Source organism: Paracoccus sp. SSK6 (assembly GCF_039770665.1).
In the GTDB taxonomy this organism is placed as follows: domain Bacteria; phylum Pseudomonadota; class Alphaproteobacteria; order Rhodobacterales; family Rhodobacteraceae; genus Paracoccus.
This window is the reverse complement of record NZ_JBDPNJ010000001.1, coordinates 17884-36290: the sequence shown is the minus strand read 5'-3', so window position 1 is coordinate 36290 and position 18407 is coordinate 17884. Positions and strand designations below refer to the sequence as shown.

Annotated in this window: 15 protein-coding genes; 6 read left to right on the top strand and 9 right to left on the bottom strand. The window is 67.6% G+C overall.

Features of this window, described 5'->3' with window-relative positions; genetic code table 11:
* Position 1: 1 nt before the first annotated feature.
* The 3 genes from AAIL68_RS00155 to AAIL68_RS00145 all read left to right on the top strand — a co-directional run bounded on the left by AAIL68_RS00155 (position 2) and on the right by AAIL68_RS00145 (position 969).
* Positions 2–205: a hypothetical protein gene (locus AAIL68_RS00155; protein ID WP_347137465.1), complete on the top strand. Its 204-nt coding sequence runs from the start codon at positions 2–4 to the stop codon at positions 203–205.
* A 13-nt stretch (positions 206–218) separates the two neighbouring features.
* On the top strand, positions 219–389 hold the full coding sequence (locus tag AAIL68_RS00150) for a hypothetical protein (RefSeq protein ID WP_347137464.1): 171 nt from the start codon (positions 219–221) through the stop codon (positions 387–389).
* A 151-nt stretch (positions 390–540) separates the two neighbouring features.
* Positions 541–969: a hypothetical protein gene (locus AAIL68_RS00145; RefSeq protein ID WP_347137463.1), complete on the top strand. Its 429-nt coding sequence runs from the start codon at positions 541–543 to the stop codon at positions 967–969.
* Positions 970–1505: 536 nt separating this feature from the next.
* Here the strand turns inward: AAIL68_RS00145 and AAIL68_RS00140 are convergent.
* Positions 1506–1688: a DUF3606 domain-containing protein gene (locus AAIL68_RS00140; RefSeq protein WP_347137462.1), complete on the bottom strand. Its 183-nt coding sequence runs from the start codon at positions 1686–1688 to the stop codon at positions 1506–1508.
* Positions 1689–1697: 9 nt separating this feature from the next.
* Positions 1698–2450 carry an SDR family NAD(P)-dependent oxidoreductase gene (locus AAIL68_RS00135; protein ID WP_347137461.1) on the bottom strand — a complete coding sequence of 251 codons (753 nt, stop codon included), beginning with the start codon at positions 2448–2450 and terminating at the stop codon, positions 1698–1700.
* 166 nt (positions 2451–2616) lie between these two features.
* Here AAIL68_RS00135 and AAIL68_RS00130 point away from each other — a divergent pair, with 166 nt between their 5' ends.
* From AAIL68_RS00130 to AAIL68_RS00120, 3 genes are all read left to right on the top strand, one after another.
* Entirely contained in the window at positions 2617–4392 is a 1776-nt protein-coding gene (locus tag AAIL68_RS00130) for a YbhB/YbcL family Raf kinase inhibitor-like protein (RefSeq protein ID WP_347137460.1), read from the top strand.
* A 12-nt stretch (positions 4393–4404) separates the two neighbouring features.
* The gene (locus tag AAIL68_RS00125) at positions 4405–4899 is read left to right on the top strand and encodes a DUF4142 domain-containing protein (RefSeq protein ID WP_347137459.1); all 495 of its coding nucleotides are present in this window, start codon (positions 4405–4407) and stop codon (positions 4897–4899) included.
* A gap of 81 nt (positions 4900–4980) precedes the next feature.
* Entirely contained in the window at positions 4981–5787 is an 807-nt protein-coding gene (locus AAIL68_RS00120) for a Ku protein (protein ID WP_347137458.1), read from the top strand.
* 338 nt (positions 5788–6125) lie between these two features.
* Here AAIL68_RS00120 and ligD read toward each other — a convergent pair whose 3' ends face one another.
* The 7 genes from ligD to AAIL68_RS00085 form a co-directional block, all read right to left on the bottom strand.
* On the bottom strand, positions 6126–8630 hold the full coding sequence (gene ligD, locus AAIL68_RS00115; RefSeq protein ID WP_347137457.1) for a DNA ligase D: 2505 nt from the start codon (positions 8628–8630) through the stop codon (positions 6126–6128).
* A gap of 3 nt (positions 8631–8633) precedes the next feature.
* Positions 8634–9497: a Ku protein gene (locus AAIL68_RS00110; RefSeq protein ID WP_347137456.1), complete on the bottom strand. Its 864-nt coding sequence runs from the start codon at positions 9495–9497 to the stop codon at positions 8634–8636.
* A 70-nt stretch (positions 9498–9567) separates the two neighbouring features.
* Positions 9568–11850, bottom strand: coding sequence for a glycosyltransferase (locus tag AAIL68_RS00105; RefSeq protein WP_347137455.1), 2283 nt, complete (start codon positions 11848–11850; stop codon positions 9568–9570).
* Positions 11847–12947, bottom strand: a complete 1101-nt coding sequence (locus tag AAIL68_RS00100) for a zinc-binding alcohol dehydrogenase (RefSeq protein ID WP_347137454.1) — start codon at positions 12945–12947, stop codon at positions 11847–11849. The genes AAIL68_RS00105 and AAIL68_RS00100 overlap by 4 nt, the downstream gene beginning before the upstream one ends.
* Positions 12937–15027 (bottom strand): glycosyltransferase, encoded by a 2091-nt coding sequence (locus AAIL68_RS00095; protein ID WP_347137453.1) that lies wholly within the window; start codon positions 15025–15027, stop codon positions 12937–12939. The genes AAIL68_RS00100 and AAIL68_RS00095 overlap by 11 nt, the downstream gene beginning before the upstream one ends.
* Positions 15028–15034: 7 nt before the next feature.
* Positions 15035–17371, bottom strand: a complete 2337-nt coding sequence (gene glf, locus AAIL68_RS00090) for a UDP-galactopyranose mutase (protein WP_347137452.1) — start codon at positions 17369–17371, stop codon at positions 15035–15037.
* Positions 17368–18348 (bottom strand): glycosyltransferase, encoded by a 981-nt coding sequence (locus AAIL68_RS00085; protein ID WP_347137451.1) that lies wholly within the window; start codon positions 18346–18348, stop codon positions 17368–17370. Before AAIL68_RS00085 ends, glf begins: the two co-directional genes overlap by 4 nt.
* Positions 18349–18407 lie beyond the last annotated feature (59 nt).

The following is an 18407-nucleotide window of genomic DNA, read 5'->3' as shown; positions in this document are numbered from 1 at the left end:
CATGCCCGCCACCAATGAAGACGGCGAAAAGACAACCGAAGCCGGTCCCATCGACCGATCCGCCGGGGCTGCGGGGGAACCGTCGGATACCGATTACGTCCGCGCCACGGCGCCCGTGCGCAACCGGCTGGCCTGGCAGGTGCTGGTCTGGCCGGTCGCGATGATCCTGCTGGTCATTCTTGGCGCCATCTGGGCCTTGTCGTGATCGGGGTCTGGTCATGACGGGCCGCGCGCCCAGGCCCGGCCCCCGGCGGCTGGGCCGCGCGGGCGTAGCGGCGGTGGCGATCCTTGCCGCCATCATCCTTGTGATCTTCCTTGGCCGCAACCTGTGGCACGCGGCCGAGGTTCATAACGCCCCCCCGGAAATCGGACAGGATCGGCAGCCCTGATTTCCTGCGGATCATTGGCTTCTCAGGGTGCTTCTGTCGTGGAAGCAGGTTCTTGCGAAGGCGACCATGAGGCAGGGGGCAAGACTGACGATCCCCAGATACGTCCCGACGGGCTGCAGCTTGACGAACCGCGCGAACGCCATGGGCGCTATTGGCGGATCCAGCGCATCGCCTGGTGGAGCTTTGGGACGGTCATGCCGCTGACGATTCCAGCCTGACCGGCAACGGGGGCGTCTTCCACAGGCGGGCCGTCCAGTTCGCCCATGCCCGCGCCGAGATGCCGCGCGTGTCCCGCTGGGAAGGCACGGACAAGGGGACGGTCATCTTCGACACTCCGGCTGACAGCCACCAGTTCCGCATCTTCCAGCCCTTCTTCGACCGTTTCTCGATCGAACGGATCCAGCCCGAACCGGACCAGGCCCTTCTGACGCAAGGCGCGCAGGCGATGACCTTCCCCACCGCCGGCCCTGCCCGCATCAGGTCAGGATCGACCTGCAGGCCCTGCATTTCGGGTGGATCAGCTTCGACAGGACGGTCAAAGGCGAAAACCCGCCGCATCACCCTGATCGTTATACCCTGAGGAAGCCATGGATTCGGTTATTCAAGGCACCGCCATCCATGTTTTCCTGCTGACCGATGCGCCTGTCCGGCCGCCGGATGCTGGCGCAGAGGACGCCCTTCGATTTCGTCCTGCTGCTGTGGCGATCCTGATCCTGACGCTGTTTGCCACGGATGGGTGCTGGCCTATGCCAAGTCCCCTTTCCATGCGCGGCCTCGGTCCTGGACGGCAATCCCACCGCCTTGGTCGAGGCCAGCGGCGGCATCAGCATCATCCCGAAGAAACAGTAGGTGGATCAGCGTCCCTGACTGGGCGGGATCAGGAAACGCATGCGTTTCCTCGCCCGCGTGTGAAGGCGCCACCAGAAACGGTGCCGCTCAAGCCCACGGTAGGCCGGCGCCCGCCGAGGGCGGGGCGGGGCGGGCGCCGGCCGGGCTTCTGAAGCCCGGCAGCATGGGTGGCTATGAAGTCACTTGGCGAAGGCGACGGCCTTCGCCAAGCTGAAGGCAGCGCAGGTGTCATATCGGCACATCCTGGCCGCACCCCCTTCAGCCCGGTCACTCCTCCCTCAGCTTCCTTTCGACCTTGTCGCGGCTGTTGCCCTCGGTCCGGACCGCGTCGCGGACCTCGTCGCGGGACACGCCCATCTTCTCGGCCTCGTAGCGGACCTCGTGGTTCTGGCCGCCCGCGACCTTGCGCCGGTCCTGGGCGCGTCCGCGATCCTTGTTGTCCTGTGCCATGAATGCTCCTTATTCGTCGTTGGGCTTGGCCATCTTGCTGTGCATCCTGGCGACCATCTCGGCCGGCAGGATTTCGGCCACCGTGGCTTGCGCCTTGTTCTTGAGGCCGGGCGTGGCCTGCGCCGTCCCCTCCAGCATGGCGCGATAGCCGTATTCGGCCACCATCTTCGGATCGTCCTTCGGCCCCTGCCCGACCGGCGTGTCCAGCATCCCGGCGCGTTCGAAGAACCGGGTGTCGGTCGGGCCCGGCATCAGGCAGGTCACGGTGACGCCCGTGTCCTTCAACTCCTCGGCCAAGGCGACCGAGAAGTTGTCCAGAAACGCCTTCGAGGCGTTGTAGACCGCCTGATAGCTGCCCGGCATGAAGCCCGCGATGGATCCGGTGATCAGGATGCGCCCCTGGCCACGCGCGACCATCCGTTGCCCTAGGGGATGGGCCAGCCGCAGGACGCCCAGGATATTGGTCGTCACGACACGCTCGATGCCTGCCAGATCCTGTTCCAGGAAGCTGTGGCCCAGCCCGGTGCCCGCGTTCAGGAACAGCAGATCCACGCCCTCGCCCCCCAAGGCCGCCAGCACGGCCGCCGCCCCTTCCGGGGTTGCCAGGTCGGCCTGAACCGGGCGGGCACCCAGTTCGCCGGCGGCGGCGTGGATGGCGGCTTCGTCTGCGACGACGATGGTGTCATGCCCGTCGGCAACGCAGAGCCGGGCCAGTTCGTATCCGATCCCCGACGAGGCGCCGGTGACAAGGGCAACGCTCATGAACGGCATCCTTTGCAAGAAGAAACGGTCTCTGTCTTCAACAGGCTGGCTTCGGGTCGGTTCCCGCAACGAAGCGCGGACTAATATTTGTCGGTCGTCCGTCGCGGCAGGAACCCTTGGGCGCCGCACATGGTTTCGGAAAAACCCTTGGCGAACAGGATCGGCCATGTCCCGCATTTCCTTGCTGACGATCTCGGCCGCGGCCTTGGCCGCGCCCTCCGCGCTGCTTGCCCAACCGCAGGGCAAGGTCGGGCAATATTCCGACGTGACCGTCACCGGCGCGATCCTGGAGCCCGCGCCCCGCAAACCCGCCAGCGACGAGGAATTGCTGGCGGGCTTCACGCTGCCCGAAGGGGCGACGGTCAGCGTCTTTGCGAAGGATCTGGTGAACCCCCGGATGCTGGCCGTGTCGGCGGACGGCACGCTTTACGCCACACGGCGCAGCGTGGGCGACGTGGTCATGCTGCGCGACGACGATGGCGACGGGGTGGCCGACGCGCCTGTCACGGTGGCCAGCCGTCCGGGGATGCACGGCATCGCCTTTGACGGCAACACCGTCTATCTGGCGACCGTCAACGATGTCTATATGGCCGATGTCGCGCAGGAAGGCCGCTTCGGCGAACTCAGCCGCATCATCAACGACCTGCCCGACGCGGGCCAGCATCCGAACCGGACGCTGGGGATCGGGCCGGACGGCAAGCTCTATATCTCGGTCGGCAGCACCTGCAACGCCTGCGCGGAGCCGAACCCGGAAAACGCCACCATCCTGCGCGCCGAACCCGACGGCACCAGCCGCACGATCTTCGCCAGCGGGCTGCGCAACACCATCGGCTTCGACTGGGAACCCGGCACCGGCCAGTTATGGGGCATGGATCACGGCATCGACTGGCTGGGCGACAACGAACAGATCGAGGAGCTGAACAACATCCAGCAGGGCAGGCAATATGGCTGGCCCTTCGTCTATGGCATGGACCAGTTCAACCCGCAGGACAATCCGCCGCCGGGCACCAGCTTGGAAACCTGGGCCGAGATGTCCGAGGAGCCGGTGCTGGGTCATACGCCGCACGCCGCGCCGATGCAGATGGTCTTCTATGACGGCGCGATGTTCCCCGAATGGCGGGGCGATGCGCTTGTCGCCATGCGGGGATCCTGGAACCGCCGCCCGCCTTCGGGATACGAACTGGTCCGCATCGATTTCGAGGACGGCAAGCCCGTGGGGATCGAGCCGGTGATGACCGGCTTCCTGGCCGAGGGCGCGGAGGGCTGGACCCAGGCGGGCCGCCCGGTCGGCGTGGCGGTGGGCCGCGACGGCGCGATCTTCGTGGCGGACGACACGGCGGGGGTGATCTATCGCATCGTCTCGGACGCCGCGCCGCAGGACCGCCCGCCCGCAGGCGGGCCCGTGCCGAACGCCTTGGTCCCGCCGCCCCCTTCGCCCCTGGCGATGGAGGTGCTGAAGGCGGAAGGCGGCCTGACCGTCACTGCCCCCTTCCAGGCCGATGGCCCCATCGACCTCAAGCACGTGGCGGATGGTGACAATGCCTCGCCCGCCCTGTCCTGGGAGGGCGCGCCCGAGGGGACGCAGTCCTTCGTCATCATCGCCGAAGACCCGGACGCCAAGGAACCCAAGCCCTTCGTCCACTGGCTGGCCTATGACATCCCTGCAGGCGTCACGGCCCTGCGCGAGGGGCTGCCCACGGAACCCTCGCTTCCCGACCCGCAGGGGGTGAAGCAGGGCGCGAATTCCATGGGCTCGACCGGCTATACCGGACCGAAGCCTCCGGTCCCCGATGGGCCGCATCACTATCACTTCCAGGTCTTTGCCCTGGATGTTCCCAGCCTGGACCTGCCCCCCGCCGCCGACCGCGCCGCCGTTCTGGACGCGATGCAGGGTCATGTCCTGGCCGGGGGCGGCATCACCGGCACCTTCGACCGCAACTAGGAGAACCCAGTCATGAAATATCTTGCAACAGCCCTGCTGATCCTGGCTCCCATGGCCCCCCTGACCGCCCTGGCCCAGGACGCCGAGGTCGCGCCCCCGGCCTTTGTCGAAAAGGCCGCCACGTCGAACATGTTCGAAATCCAGTCCAGCCAGATGGCCCAGGACAAGGCGACCGATCCGGCGCTCAAGGAATTCGCCGCCCAGATGATCACGGATCACGAAAAGGCCGGTGCCGACCTGAAGGCCGCTGCCGGGGACATTCCCGTCCCCACCGAGCTTGCGCCCAAGGAGGCCGAGATGATGGGCCTTCTGGAAAAGGCCGAAGGGGCGGAGTTCGACGACCTTTACAAGACCATGCAGGTCCGCGCCCATACCGAGGCGGTGGCCCTGTTCCAGGGCTTTGCGGAAAACGGCGACGATGCCGACCTGAAAGCCTTTGCCACGGCGACCCTGCCCACGCTGGAGGAACACAAGGCCCATATCGAGCAGATCACGACCGGCCAGTAAGCAATGGCCATCCTTCGGCCGTGGGCGGAACAAACCCCGCCTGCGGCCGTTTGATTTCCGCCCCCGTGAAGGATCTCCGCCATGGCCCCGCGCACGTTCTGGAAAGGCTACATGAAGCTGTCGCTGGTGACCTGCCCCGTCACCATGATGCCCGCCACGACCGAGGGCGAGAAGGTCCGCTTCCATACCCTGAACGCCAAGACCGGCAACCGCGTAGTCAGCCAGTATGTCGATTCCGTCACCGAAAAGCCGGTCCGGGATGAGGACGAGGTCAAGGGATACGAGAAGGCCGAGAACGACTATGTCATGCTGGAGGACGAGGAGATCGAGGCCGTTGCCCTGGAAAGCACGCGCACAATCGACATCGACATGTTCGTGCCCGACCATTCCATCGGCTGGGTCTGGTATGACAGGCCGCATTTCCTGATGCCCGCGGACGAGGTGGGCCAGGAAGCCTTTGCCGTGATCCGCGACGCGATGGAGGCGACCGGCACCGTCGGCATATCGCGGCTGGTCATGTACCGCCGCGAACGCGCCGTGATGCTGAAGCCGCGCGACAAGGGGATCGTGCTGTGGACGCTGCGCTATGGCGACGAGGTGCGCGACGAGGACGATTATTTCGACAAGCTGACGGCGGACAAGCCCGAGGCCAAGCTGATGACCCTGGTGCGTAAGCTGGTCGATGAACGCACCACCCATTGGGACGCCGAGATGGTGAACGATCCCGTGCAGGCACGCCTTCTGGACATCATCGCCGCCAAGAAGAAGGGCAAGAAGAAACCCGCCCGGCCCCGCGCGCCCAAGGTGGAAACGCCCGACAATGTCATCGACATCATGACCGCGCTGAAGAAAAGCATCCAGGCCGAAGGGCAGCGCGGCAGGGCGTGAGACTTTTGCTACCGGGGCCGTTCGCACCCCCAAGGGCGGGTGAGTGATCCTGTAGGGTGGGGTTTCACCCCACCTCCGCTGTGGCCGGTGGGGTAGAACCCCACCCTACGCCCATTCCCAAGAACCCGTAGGGTGCGTGCTCGCACGCACCGATGCGCCCTGTGATGGTGCGTGCAAGCACGCACCCTACACCAAGCTATCCTTTCCGCCGCCGCCAAGCCTTCGCCTCCAGCGCCGCATGCTGGGGTGAAACCCCACCCTACGGGCTGATGATCCCCGACCACGCGGGCGGGGAAATGCAGGGCGTGTTTCCTGGCCCACCCGTTCCAGCGACCGCCCTACCCCTTCCGCCGCTGCCCCTTGACCTCCAGCGGGCGGGCAGCAGTCCGAAAATCTTCCCACGGATCGCGGATCAGCCCGGCAAGGCGGCTCGGCGTGTTTTCCACCGTGAAGTAGCTGGGGCCGATCTGGTCCAGTTCCTCCCAGGCGACGGGCATGGACACGGCGGCGCCGGGACGGGCGCGGGTGGAATAGGCCGCGACCGCCGTCATGCCGCGCTGGTTGCGCAGCCAGTCGATCAGGATCCGCCCCTTGCGCCTGGCCTTGGCGACGGTCGAGACATAGGCATCGGGCGCGTCCTTCGCCATCGCCTCGGCAAGGGCCTTGGTGAAGGCCTTGACGGCGGGCCAGTCGGCCTTGGGTTTCAAGGGCGCCACGACATGCAGCCCCTTCCCGCCCGAGGTTTTCACGAACGCCGCCAGCCCCGCGTCCTCCAACCGCCGCCGCACCTCCTGCGCGCCCGCGATCACGGCGTCCCAGGGCACGCCTTCGCCGGGATCAAGGTCCATGGTGATCGTGTCGGGGTGTTCCCAATCGGCCACGGTGGAACCCCAGGGGTGGATCTCCAGCGCCGCCGACTGGACCAGCGCCATCAGCCCGTCCAGGTCGTTGATCGCGACCATCGCATCCTCGGCCTTCTCCTTGGGATCCTTGACCAGGGCGATGTTCTTGTTGATCCCATTCCAGGCGTGCTTCTGGAAGAAGCGCTGTCCGTCGATCCCGGCGGGGTAACGCAGCAGCGCCAGCGGGCGGCTGACGATGAAGGGCGCGATCTTCGGCCAGACTTCGGCATAATAATCGGCAAGACCCTCCTTGGTGATGCCCTCGTCCGGCCAATAGATGCGGTCGGGATGGGTCAGGGTCACGCGGCGCTTGGGGGCTTTCGGCGCCTCCTTGGCCGGGCCGCTTTCGCGCACCACATCCGTAGCGGGCTTGTCCTCGCGCAGCCCCCGGAAGGATGCGTGGCGCAACAGACCGTCGGCGGTCCAGGCGCGGAACTCGACCTCGGCCACCAGTTCGGGGCGGACATGGCGGACGCCGCGCGCCTCGTCCGATGTCAGCTTGCCCGCGAAGGGGCTGCGGTCGATGCGCATCGCGTCCAGGCGGGTGCGCAAGTCCTCGGCGATCTTCCGGGAAAAGCCGGTGCCGACGCGGCCCACGTAATCCAGCTTGCCGCCCTCGAACACGCCCAAGACCAGCGATCCGACCAGCTTGTCCGAACTGGTGGAGGGCACATAGCCCGCCACGATAAACTCCTGCCGGGCCGAGCATTTGGACTTGATCCAGTCCTTGCCGCGCCCTGACCGATAGGGCGCGTCGGCCTCCTTCGAAATGATCCCTTCCAGGCTGAGCCGGCAGGCATGGCGCAGCACCATGGACCCGCTTTCGCCGAAATGGCTGGAAAACCGCACCCGGCCCGGTTCCGTGCCCACCAGTTCCTCAAGCGCCCCCTTGCGGGCGATCAGCGGCGCCTCGCGCAGGTCGTAGCCGTTCAGATACATCAGGTCGAAGACGTAAAAGACAAAGCGGTCGTTGCGCCCGTCGGACAGGTCGGCCTGCAGCGCCGGGAAATCCGACGACCCTGCCCCGGATTCCACCACCAACTCGCCGTCCATGATGGCGGTTTCGGCAGGCAGGGCGCGCAGGGCGTCGGTGATTTCCGCGCCGAAGCGGTCGGTCCAGTCCAGTCCGCTGCGGGTCAGCAGCTTTACTTCCTGCCCTTCCAGCCGGGCCTGGAGGCGATAGCCGTCGAACTTGACCTCGTGCAGCCATTTGGCGCCGGTGGGCGGGGCGGGCTTCAGCGTGGCAAGCGCCGGTTCGATGAAGTCCGGCATCGGGGCCTTCTTCGCGCCGGTGGCGGGGGCGTCCGCGTCCTTGGCGCGGGACTTGCCCTTGGGTTTGGGCTTGACGGGCTTCGGCTTTTCCTCGGCCCCTTCGGCCACCTCCTCGACGCTGCGGCCGGTCTTTACCGACTCCGGGCGTTCCGTCAGGATGTCGGGCGCGTCATCGGGACGGGCGGCGGCGTCGTCGGACTTGATCAGCAGCCAGTTCTCGCGCGTCTCGCCGCGCTTGCCCCGCATCTTCACCAGATGCCAGCGGCCGGACAGCTTTTCGCCCTTCAACTCGAACTCCAGCTTGCCCTTGGCATAATCGCCGTCCAGCGGCACCCATGTCCCCCGGTCCCAGACGATGACCGCGCCCGCGCCGTAATTGCCCTTGGGGATGGTGCCCTCGAAATCCCCGTAATCCAGCGGGTGATCCTCGACATGGACGGCCAGGCGCTTTTCGCCCGCGACAAGGCTCGGCCCCTTGGCGACGGCCCAGCTTTTTAAGACGCCGTCCATTTCCAGCCGCAGGTCGTAATGCAGCCGGGTCGCCGCGTGCTTCTGGATCACGAAGGCATGGCCCGCCTTGCGTGCCTTCCGTCCGCGCGGTTCCGCCGTCTGCGAAAAGTCGCGCTTTTCGTTATAGACCTCCAGCCCGGCCCCGGATTGCCCCGCCATGTTTTAGCTGGCCTTCTTGCTGGCGGAGGCGCGGGACGGGGCCTTGCGCTTGGCCCCCTCGCCGCGCGGCTTGGTCGTGCGCCGCGCGGGCTTGGCCATGGCCGCGCTTTCGCGCAGGGCGGCCATCAGGTCCACGACCTCCTCGGGCTCGGGTTCCTTGCGGGGCTGGATCTTCCGGCCCTCGATCTTGGCGCGGACCAGATCGGCCAGGGCGGATTCATAGCGGTCGTCGAAGTCGCGTGGGTCGAACGTGCCGCGCTTGGTCTTGATGATGTGTTCGGCCAGGTCCAGCATCTCGCCCTCGACCCGGATGTCGGGCAGGTCGGCGAATGCCTCGGCGGGGTCGCGGACCTCATAGTCGAAGTTCAGCGTCGTGCCGATCAGGCCTTCGTCATGGGCGCGGATCAGCACCGTGCGGACGCGGCGGAACAGCACCGTCTGCGCAAGCGCCGCGACCTTTTTCGCGCGCAGCCCCTCGCGGATCACGGCAAAGGCCTCGACCGCGCCCTCATCGACGGGGGCGATGTAGTAGGGCTTGTCGAAGTAAAGGTCGTCGATGTCGTCGCAGCCGATGAAGGCGGTGATGGACAGCGTCTTGTCGCTGTCGGGCACGGCCGAGGCGACCTCGTCGGGGTCCAGCACGACATAATCGCCCGGCCCGATCTCGTATCCCTTGACCTGGTCGTCGCGCTCCACCGGCTTGCCGGTTTCGCTGTCCACGAAGACGCGGCTCAAGCGGTTGCCGGTCTTGCGGTTCAGCGTGTGAAAGGCGATGCGTTCGGATGTCGAGGCGGCGGTATAGAGGCCGACCGCGCAGGTGACCTCTCCGACCTTCAGGAATCCCTTCCAGCTTGCCCTGGGTGCCATCGCCGCCTCCGCCGTTCCTTGTGAATTGAACGGCTTGGGGCGGGCCGGGTTCCAGGGCAGGCGGCTGGCGCTATTCCGCAGCCCAGGTGCGCCGCGCGATTTCCTGCGCCAGAGGCCATTCGACCGACCGCATCCCGCCCGAGGGATCATGGCCCAGAAGCCCGTTGGGGCACAGCCGGTCGTCGTCCCAGCCGGGATGGTTGGCGATGGGGTAAAGGCAGATCCCCTCGACCCGGACGCCGCGGGCTTGGGCGCGGGCGACCTCGTCGCGAATATAGGCGAACCAGGAGGCGCGGCGCGCGCCCTCGGTCCCCGTCTCGGCGATCATCAAGGGGCGGTCATAGCGTGCCGCGACCTCGACCAGCAGGTCGGACAGGGGGCGATACCAGGGGTGGTCCATGTCGATGGGCGGGCCGCCGTGGATCCACTGGTTGTTCCAGTAGTAGTTGACGCCCAGGATATCCAGGAAGGACGGATCGCCGCCAAGCTGCGGCCACATCCGGCCCGACAGCAGGTCGAAGGCCTGGAACTGCGCGTCGTGATAGCCCTGCGCTTCCCACAGCGGACGGCCGTTATGCGGATCGTGATGGATCGCCAGCAGGGGTTCGGCATGGACGAAACGCGCGCGCGGATCGACGGCGCGCAACTCGTGCATGGCGGCGATGGAGGCGCGGGCAAGCTGGCATTTCAGCTCGTATCCCCGATGGGCTGCGAAGGGGTTGAGGTATTGCGCGTCGCCCCCCGCCCAGGCGAAGAAGCTGATCTCGTTCACCGGGCACCAGAAGGGGACGGCATCGGTCAGTTCGCGATGATGCAGCGCCACGGCGCGGGCAAGGCGGGCGAAGCGGTCAACGAAAGCCGCGCTCCAGATGTCCAGGCCGTCGGGCCAGCCGTAATGCATCAGATCCCAGATGACCTGGGTGCCGGTGTCGCGCGCGGCCTGCATCATCGGCGTCAGGCTGGCGAAATCGTAGCGGCCCGGCTCTGGCTCCACCAGATGCCAGCGGACCGCGTCTCGGCAGGCGCGGATGCCGAGATCCGCCAGTTGCCGGTAATCCTGGGCGGCATGGACGTCATGGCCCACGGCCTCGATCAGATCCAGCCTGCGCCCGTTGCGCAGCCGGTGGGTCGAGGACTCCCACCCGCCCAGGGTGAAGCTGTCGAAGGTGGCGGGCGGGGGCGCAGCGGGACGTTCCGCCAGCACCCGGTCGATCAGCGCCTGCCATTGCGGCACCACGACGCGGGCGGAGTAATGGGTGTGGACATGATCGCGCAGCGCAGCACCAAGGCGGGCGCGCAGGGGTGCATCCGCCAGCAGGCGTTCCATCGCGTCGGCCACGGCAGCGGGGTCTTCATGGGGGACGAAGATGCCGCTGATCCCGTCCACGATCTGTTCGACCGATCCGTTGTCGGCGGTGGCGATGACCGGCAGGCCCGCCGCGCCGGCCTCGGCGATGACATGGGGCATCCCCTCGCCGCGCGACAGCCAGCAGAAGATGTCCATGGCCGCCATGAGGTCCGGCACGTCCTTGCGGTCGCCCGTGAAGATCATCCGGTGGCCCAGCGGCCCGGCCATGTGGCGCAATTCGTGTTCGTATTCCGGCATGAAGGCGTCGGGACCGCCCACCACCACGAAGCGCGCGTGCCCCACCCGGTCGGCCACGCGCAGGGCGGCACCGATGAAATCCTCGACCCGCTTCTTGCGGTCAAGCCGCCCGACCCAGCCGATCAGGATCTCGTCCGCGCCGATGCCCAGGGATGCGCGCATGTCGCCGCGCCGTTCGGGGCGGAACTCGTCCAGGTCCACCATCGAGGGGATCTCAAGCGCATCCTGCATCCGGTCGGGCATCCTGGACGCCGCCGCCGCGCGGATGCTGTCGCAGACGCCGACATAGCGGGTGGTGAAGTGCTTGGGCCCCGACAGGGCCTCGCGCACCAACCCGCCATGTTCGATGAGCGGCGGGCGCAGCGCCATGCGTTCCAGCGCGGGATAGATGTCGGCCACGTCCTGGCAGGACACGACCAGATCGGCCCCCGCCAGCTTGCGGCGCAGATAGTCGATGGTTTCCTCGAAGCCCAGGCCATAGGGGGTCGTGTCCACATGGATGCCCAGTTCCGCCAGCTGGTCATGGGTCTGGTGGGGCATCCCCTCCTTGCGGAAGCAGGGGATGACGGTGATGCGATAACGGTCGCGCGGCAGGTTGCGCGCCAGCAGCCGGATTTCCGTTTCCTCGCCGCCCACGACCAGCCAGGCCATGACGAAGGTGATGCGGATCAGCGCGTGATCCGGGTGGGGCAGCGGGAAGGCATCGGGGGGTACGATCCCCCAGGCAAGGGTGTCGTCGGCGTTCATGCGGCCTCGAACACAATCTGGAGGAAGTCGGGACGCTCGGCCACCAGATGGCGCAGGAAGCCGGGCGCGTTGTCATAGGGCACGACATGGGTGATCATGTGCCGCCGGATCAACTCGCCCTCGGCCGCCAGCAGCCGCAGGGTTTCCTGTGCCAGCCGCCGCTGGTCCCAGGCATGGGCCAGGGGTCGCGGCATCCGGTTGATCTGCGCGCAACGGATGGCGAGGCCGTTGTGGTGGAACTCCTCTCCCAGTCTCGTTCCGTCCATGCCGCCCTGGTAGAAGGCCAGGTCGATGACGGTCCCCTGCGGGCGCAGCGCCTGCAGGCAGCGGTTGAGGCTCTCGGAGCGCGCGCGGGTCTGGAAGACATATTCCGCGCCGCGCCCGCCGACCTTGTGGTGCCAGGCGGTCTTGGCGTAACGGACGGCCTCGTCCTCGCCCATGGCGATGAAGCCCATCTTCCGCGCGATCTCCTGCCGGAAGGGCGAGGGGTCCACCACGACGACCTCGGACGCGCCGCCTTGGCGTGCGAACAGTGCGCAGAACAGGCCGACCGTGCCGCCGCCCCAGACCAGAACCGGGCGGCCCTCGACCCCCGCGCCGAGGTTGGGGACATTCGCACCGAACTGATCGGCATCGGCATGCAGGATGCCGTTGGCGGCGATCGGCCCCATCTGCGCCACGAAGATGCCCAGGATCGGGTCCATGCCATCGGGCAGCGTCACGAGCAGGTCATGGGCGGGGTTCGCCGTGTGGCCGGTCTTGTGGCCGAAGGTGGTGGCCAGCACGTCGCCATTGGCAAAACCCGGCGCGCGGGCGTCGATGACCTTCGCCACCTCCATGTAGCCCAGGAAGTTGACAGGGAAATGCGCCGACGGTTCCCCCGGAATGAACAGCCCCTGCCAGTCGTCCCAGCGGCTGTGCAGATAGGGGTTCGAGCCCTTGAGGAAGGTCAGTTCGGTCCCCGCCGACAGGCCCGTGTACATCAGATCCAGACGCACCTGCCCGTCGCCCGCCGGGCCTTCGTCATAGCCGAAGAAATAGGGCTCGTGCGGGCGTTCGATCCCCAGACTGCGGATATGGCGATGCTCATGCGGCATGGTGGGAACCCGGCGCAGCGGACGCACGAAAGATGGGCTGCGGGTCAGCCCGCAGCCCCTCCATCTTCACAAGGGCACCGTTCCGGGCGGACTCTGCGACCGCAAGGGCCACGCGATGCGTCATCAAGGCTTCGCTGTAAGGGCAGCGGATGTGGTTCTCGCGGCCCTGGACCGCTTCGATGAAATCGCGGTCCTCGCGCCAGACGGGATCGCCCTGGGCATGGCGCACGGGACGGCCCTGGCCCACGTCCACCATCAGGTCATGGTCGCTGATCTCCAGCGCCATGCCGTCGGCGAAGACATGCAGGCCCACGCGGTGGTTCCAGCGCAAGAGGCAGGTGGCCGACAGGTTGGCAATCGCGCCGCTGGCAAAGCGCAGCGTCGCCGCCGTCGCCGTGGGCACGGTCAGGCCCTGGAAATCGGCGCGGTCGCGGCGGGCGGACATGCCGAAGACCTCGGTCACGTCGCCGGCCAGGAAGCGGGCCGCGTCGATCACATGGGTCGCCTGTTCGACCACCTGGCCGCCGCTCTGGTCCTGGTTCCACCACCATTGCGGAGGCGGCGTCTGGTCCAGCCAGAAGCCCTGGATCAGATGCGGCGCATTATGGGCCAGGTGGGACCGCGCCTCGTCCATTGTGTCCAGATAGCGCCAGTGATAGCCGACGGCGGTGATGAGGCCCGCCTTCTCCACCTCGGCGCCGATCTCCTCGGCCAGGCTGATGTCCAGCGACAGGGGCTTTTCGACGAAGAAGGGCAAGCCGCGCGCGATGCAGGCGCGCTCGGGGGCACCGTGCGCAAAGGGCGGCACGCAGATATAGACGGCGTCCAGATCCTCGGCCGCCAGCATGGCTTCGTGATCGGCGTAGGCCACAGCACCCGTCGCCTCGGCCGCATGGCGGGCGCGCCCTTCGTCGGGATCGCAGAGGGCTGCGATCTGGACATCCTCCATGGTCCGCAGCACGCCGAAATGGCGATGCGCGATGCCGCCCGCGCCGATGAAGCCCAGCCTTGTCTTGGTCATTCCGTCCTCTCCACGCTGCCGCAGAACGCGGCGATAAATCCGCACCGTATCCGCCGCCATGCGGGCGGCGGTGAAATGCCCCGACCAGCGGGCCTGGCCCCTGCGCGCCACGATGGCGCGGGCAGCATCGTCGGTCAACGCCTGCGCGATGGCATCGGCCAGGGGCCGCGACCGGCGGGGCGGCACCAGCCAGGGATGGCCGGGGCCCAGGGCCTCGGCCGATCCGGTGACATCGGTGGCGATGACGGGCAGGCCGATGGACATGGCTTCAAGCGCCACGAGCGGCAGGCCTTCGAAGCCGGATGGCAGGACCAGCAGGTCGGAGGCGGCCATCAGCGCGGGCACGTCGCCGCGCCGGCCCAGGAAGCGGACATGCCTGGCAAGCCCCAGCCGCGCGGTCCAGTGGCGCAGCCGCCCCATGCCCGCCCCCTGCCCGACCAGATCCAGGCGCGCGGGGATGCCGCGCCGGTGCAGGCGCGCAAGCGCCGCCAGCAGCGTGCGGTGCAGCTTCTGCGGGCTGAAGCGCCCGACGCACAGCAAGGTCATGCCGTCCGCGCCCTTGTGGGCCAGCACCGGCGCGGCGGTGCCGTTCGGGACCGCATGGACGGCCCCGTCCCGCCCCATGGCCGCAAGCGCCGCCCGCCAGCCATCGGCCGCGGCATCCGAGACGGCGATGACCGCATCCACGTTCCGGCTGGCATCGGCGTAATGGGCGATCTGGTCCGCATCGGTCAGAAGCCAGGGCAGGTGTTCGGTGCGGATCACCGCCCGGCCCGCCCGCGCGGCGGCTGCGACAAGGCCATGCCCTTCCCAGCCGATGCCCGCATGGACATGGACGATGCGGGGACGGCTGGCGGCGATGAAAGCCTCGGCATCATGGGGGGCGAAGACCTGCGCGGGCAGGCCCATGGCCTTGGCCCGCGCGGCAAGGGCGCGGCCCGCCGCATGGTCGGGAAAGGCCAGAGCGGCCATGCCGTGCGGCAGGGCCCCGGCCAGCGTCAGCATGTGTTCGCCGACCCCCGATGGCTCGGGGCTGTCGGTCACCAGAAGGCAGCGCATCAGGCGGTCATGTCGTGGGGACCATCGCTTCCGCCGCGGGCTGCCGGGCCGTCAGCCGCCGATGGATCGCAAGCGCCTGGCCCACGACCTGATCCATGTTGTAATACCGATAGCTGCCCAGCCGGCCCGCGAAGATCACCCCCGGTTCCGCCGCCGCAAGCGCGTCATAACGGCGGAACAGGTCGTGGTTTTCCGGGCGCGGGATCGGGTAATAGGGATCCCCTTCAGCGGACGGATATTCGTAGCTGACCGAGGTCCGCGCGTGCGTCTGCCCGGTCAGGTGCTTGTATTCCGTGATCCGGGTATAGGGCACGTCCTCGGCCGGGAAGTTCACGACGCCGACGGGCTGGAACTGCGGCTGGTCCAGCGTCTCGTGGCGGAAGCGCAGGCTGCGATAGGGCAGCGTGCCGAAGCGGTGGCCGAAATAGGCGTCGATGGGCCCGGTATAGACCACCAGCCTGCCCTTGTCGGCGGCTTCCAGGTCGTGGAAATCGGTGCCAAGCCCAAGCTCGATATTCGGATGGTCCAGCATCCGTTCGAACATCCGCGTGAAGCCGTCCTTCGGCATGGCCTGGTGCCTGTCGGTGAAGTATCGGTCGTCGGTATTGGTCCGCGTCGGCACCCGCGCCGTCACCGACTTGTCCAGTTGCGACGGATCCAGCCCCCATTGCTTGCGGGTGTAGCCCTGGAAGAAGGTCTCGTAGAGTTCGGTGCCGATGGCGTTCACCACTACATCGCGCGAGGTGCGGATGTCACGGACCGGCTGCGCCTGCCGGGCCAGGAAGGCCTCGGCCTCGGCATCCGATTGCAGGTCCAGGCCGTAAAGCATGTTCAGCGTGGTGCGGTTGATGGGCATGGGCAGGGATTTGTCGCCCACCCGCGCCAGCACGCGGTGTTCGTAAGGGCGCCATTCGGTGAAGCGGCCCAGCCAGTCGAACACGTCGTCGCTGTTGGTGTGGAAGATATGCGGGCCATAGCGGTGGATCAGGACGCCCGCATCGTCCAGGCAGTCATAGGCGTTGCCCGCGACATGGGGACGCTTGTCCACCACCAGTACGCGCTTGCCCGAGACTTCGGCAAATTGCCGCGCCAGCACCGATCCGGCAAAGCCCGCGCCGCAGATCGTCACGTCATGCTTCTTCGCGCCGCGCAGCACCGCAGGCACCGGCAGCTTCACGACCGAGGCCGAGGGCTGGTGCCTGCCAAGCGCCCGGTCCAGGTGGTCGCGCATCCGCTGGAAGGTGTTGTCCCAGCTGAGATCGGCCAGAAGCCGGTCGGCCTCGTCGCGCCAGCCTTCGGGCCGGTCGCGCTGCGCAAGCGCCTCCTCGCAGGCGCGCACGAAGCCGCTCGCATCACCGGCGATGCGCACGGCGGCAACGTCACCGTAATGGCGCACCACGTCGCGCACGGGGGTGGAGACGACCTGCACGCCGCCCGCCAGATATTCGGGCGTCTTGGTGGGGGAGATGAAGCGCGTGGCCTCGTTCATGGCAAAGGGCATCAGCGCCACGTCCCAGCCCGACAGATAGGCGGGCAACTGGTCATAGCCGCGCTGGCCCAGCCAGTGGATGTTGGGTGCGCGGGGCAGATCCTCGGGGCCGATCTTGGCCAGCGGCCCGATCATCACGATCGACCAGTCGGGATGGGCATGGGCCAGGGCCGCGATCAGGCCCAGATCCAGCCGTTCGTCGATCACCCCGTAATATCCAAGCCGGGGACGGGGCAGCCGGGCCTGATCCTCGGGTTCCGCCAGCCCGGCCCGCGCGCGGGCGAAATGGGCGGTATCGACGGATGACGGAAAGGGATGGATGTTGGCGTGCCGGTCGGCCTTCGCCTCATAGATGGAATGGCCACCGGTGAAGACCACGTCCGCCGCCGCCATCAGCGCGGCCTCGTTCGCGGCCAGTTCGGGCGGCGCGAAGCGGAAGGCCGACAGTTCGTCCATGCAGTCATAGACCACCGCCGCCGCATCGACATGCGCCGCGATGGGCCACATCATCGGGGTATAGAACCACAGGACCGGGCGGTGGATGCCCGCCACGCCCATCATCTGGTCCAGCAGGCCCGACAGCGCGCGGGCCTGATCCTCGGGCGACCAGCGGGCGGGGACGCGGGGGCGGATCGACTGGACAGTCGTGCCCTCGAAGGCGTGGAATTCCAGATAGGGCAGGTGATGGTCGGTGGGGATCGCCTCTTCCCAGAAGAACAGGCGGTAATCGGCGGCAAAGCGCGACATCAGGTGCTGGGGGCGTTGCAGCACGAAATCCCAGCGAAGATGCGAAAAGCAGATCAGCGCCGGTCGGATCGCAAGCGCAAGGGGTGTGAGGGGGTTGGCATCGTTCATGGCACCATCCTTGCATTGCTGATTTCGGTCAGTGTTTCGGAAAGCACGGCCATGCTGGGCCGCCAGCCCCATCGGGACAGCGCGACATCTCGCGTGTCATAGCGGGCGTAATCGCGCAGCAGCATGTCCAAGGCCTCGGCAAAATCGGCGCCTTCATGGGCGGCCAGGCCGGTCTCGGGCGTGATGAACTGCAGCCCGCAGGACAGGCGCGCATTGGCCAGCACGGGCAGGCCCGCCAGTTGGTATTCGGTCAGGATCGCGGGCGCGCCGTCGTCCACGCCGCAGACCACGCCCACGCGGGCGCGGTTGATCTGGCGATTCACCTCGTCGAAGGGAACGCCGGGGGGGCCGACGATCTCTAGATCCAGCCCCTCGCGCGCGGCGCGGTCGCGGAATTCGTCGGCCTGATGGCCATAGCCCACGACCAGAAGCCCGCGCGTGCCGGGCCTGCGCGCCATGGCGTCGAACAGGATGTCGTGGCGCTTGTAGGGCTGCGCGCAGGCCACATAGACCACGTCGCGGTCCTTGTCCGCGCCCGTCGGGAAGAACGTATCGCCCGAAGCGAAAGCGGGCCCGATGGGCAGCACCAGGGTCCGCGCGCCGGGCACGCGCGCCTCGATCTCCCGCGACTGCCAGTCGGCCCCGGTCAGGAACAGGTCGAACCGCACGGCCAGGTCGTCGGGAATGCGCAGGGCAGGCGCGTCGATGGAATTGTAGATCTTCAGCGACGTGGCGCAGGCGTCCAGCAGTGCCGCATCCACCCCCAGCCCCCAGACGCAGAGGATGTCGGGCGCGCCGACCCGGCGGATGAAATCCACCGCCTCGGACGAGCCATAGGGCGCGGGGGTATCGGCACGGAAGACGCGCCGGATCAGGGCGGGGTTGTCCGCATCGGGCGTGCCGTCGGGGCGGCCCGTCTCGCGGTCGGATTCCCCGTCGCGCCCCGCGAATGTCCAGATTTCCGCATGATCGGCCATGCCGGCCGCAACCGCGGACAAGGGCAAACGTTCCAGGTATCCGCCCACGACATCCACCC

Bases quoted from the DNA above. Each gene is read 5' to 3' on its own strand.
- AAIL68_RS00155 (WP_347137465.1), top strand. From the start codon at position 2: ATGCCCGCCACCAATGAAGACGGCGAAAAGACAACCGAAGCCGGTCCC.
- AAIL68_RS00150 (WP_347137464.1), top strand. From the start codon at position 219: ATGACGGGCCGCGCGCCCAGGCCCGGCCCCCGGCGGCTGGGCCGCGCG.
- AAIL68_RS00140 (WP_347137462.1), bottom strand. From the start codon at position 1,688: ATGGCACAGGACAACAAGGATCGCGGACGCGCCCAGGACCGGCGCAAG.
- AAIL68_RS00135 (WP_347137461.1), bottom strand. From the start codon at position 2,450: ATGAGCGTTGCCCTTGTCACCGGCGCCTCGTCGGGGATCGGATACGAA.
- AAIL68_RS00130 (WP_347137460.1), top strand. From the start codon at position 2,617: ATGTCCCGCATTTCCTTGCTGACGATCTCGGCCGCGGCCTTGGCCGCG.
- AAIL68_RS00125 (WP_347137459.1), top strand. From the start codon at position 4,405: ATGAAATATCTTGCAACAGCCCTGCTGATCCTGGCTCCCATGGCCCCC.
- AAIL68_RS00120 (WP_347137458.1), top strand. From the start codon at position 4,981: ATGGCCCCGCGCACGTTCTGGAAAGGCTACATGAAGCTGTCGCTGGTG.
- ligD (WP_347137457.1), bottom strand. From the start codon at position 8,630: ATGGCGGGGCAATCCGGGGCCGGGCTGGAGGTCTATAACGAAAAGCGC.
- AAIL68_RS00110 (WP_347137456.1), bottom strand. From the start codon at position 9,497: ATGGCACCCAGGGCAAGCTGGAAGGGATTCCTGAAGGTCGGAGAGGTC.
- AAIL68_RS00105 (WP_347137455.1), bottom strand. From the start codon at position 11,850: ATGAACGCCGACGACACCCTTGCCTGGGGGATCGTACCCCCCGATGCC.
- AAIL68_RS00100 (WP_347137454.1), bottom strand. From the start codon at position 12,947: ATGCCGCATGAGCATCGCCATATCCGCAGTCTGGGGATCGAACGCCCG.
- AAIL68_RS00095 (WP_347137453.1), bottom strand. From the start codon at position 15,027: ATGCGCTGCCTTCTGGTGACCGACAGCCCCGAGCCATCGGGGGTCGGC.
- glf (WP_347137452.1), bottom strand. From the start codon at position 17,371: ATGAACGATGCCAACCCCCTCACACCCCTTGCGCTTGCGATCCGACCG.
- AAIL68_RS00085 (WP_347137451.1), bottom strand. From the start codon at position 18,348: ATGGCCGATCATGCGGAAATCTGGACATTCGCGGGGCGCGACGGGGAA.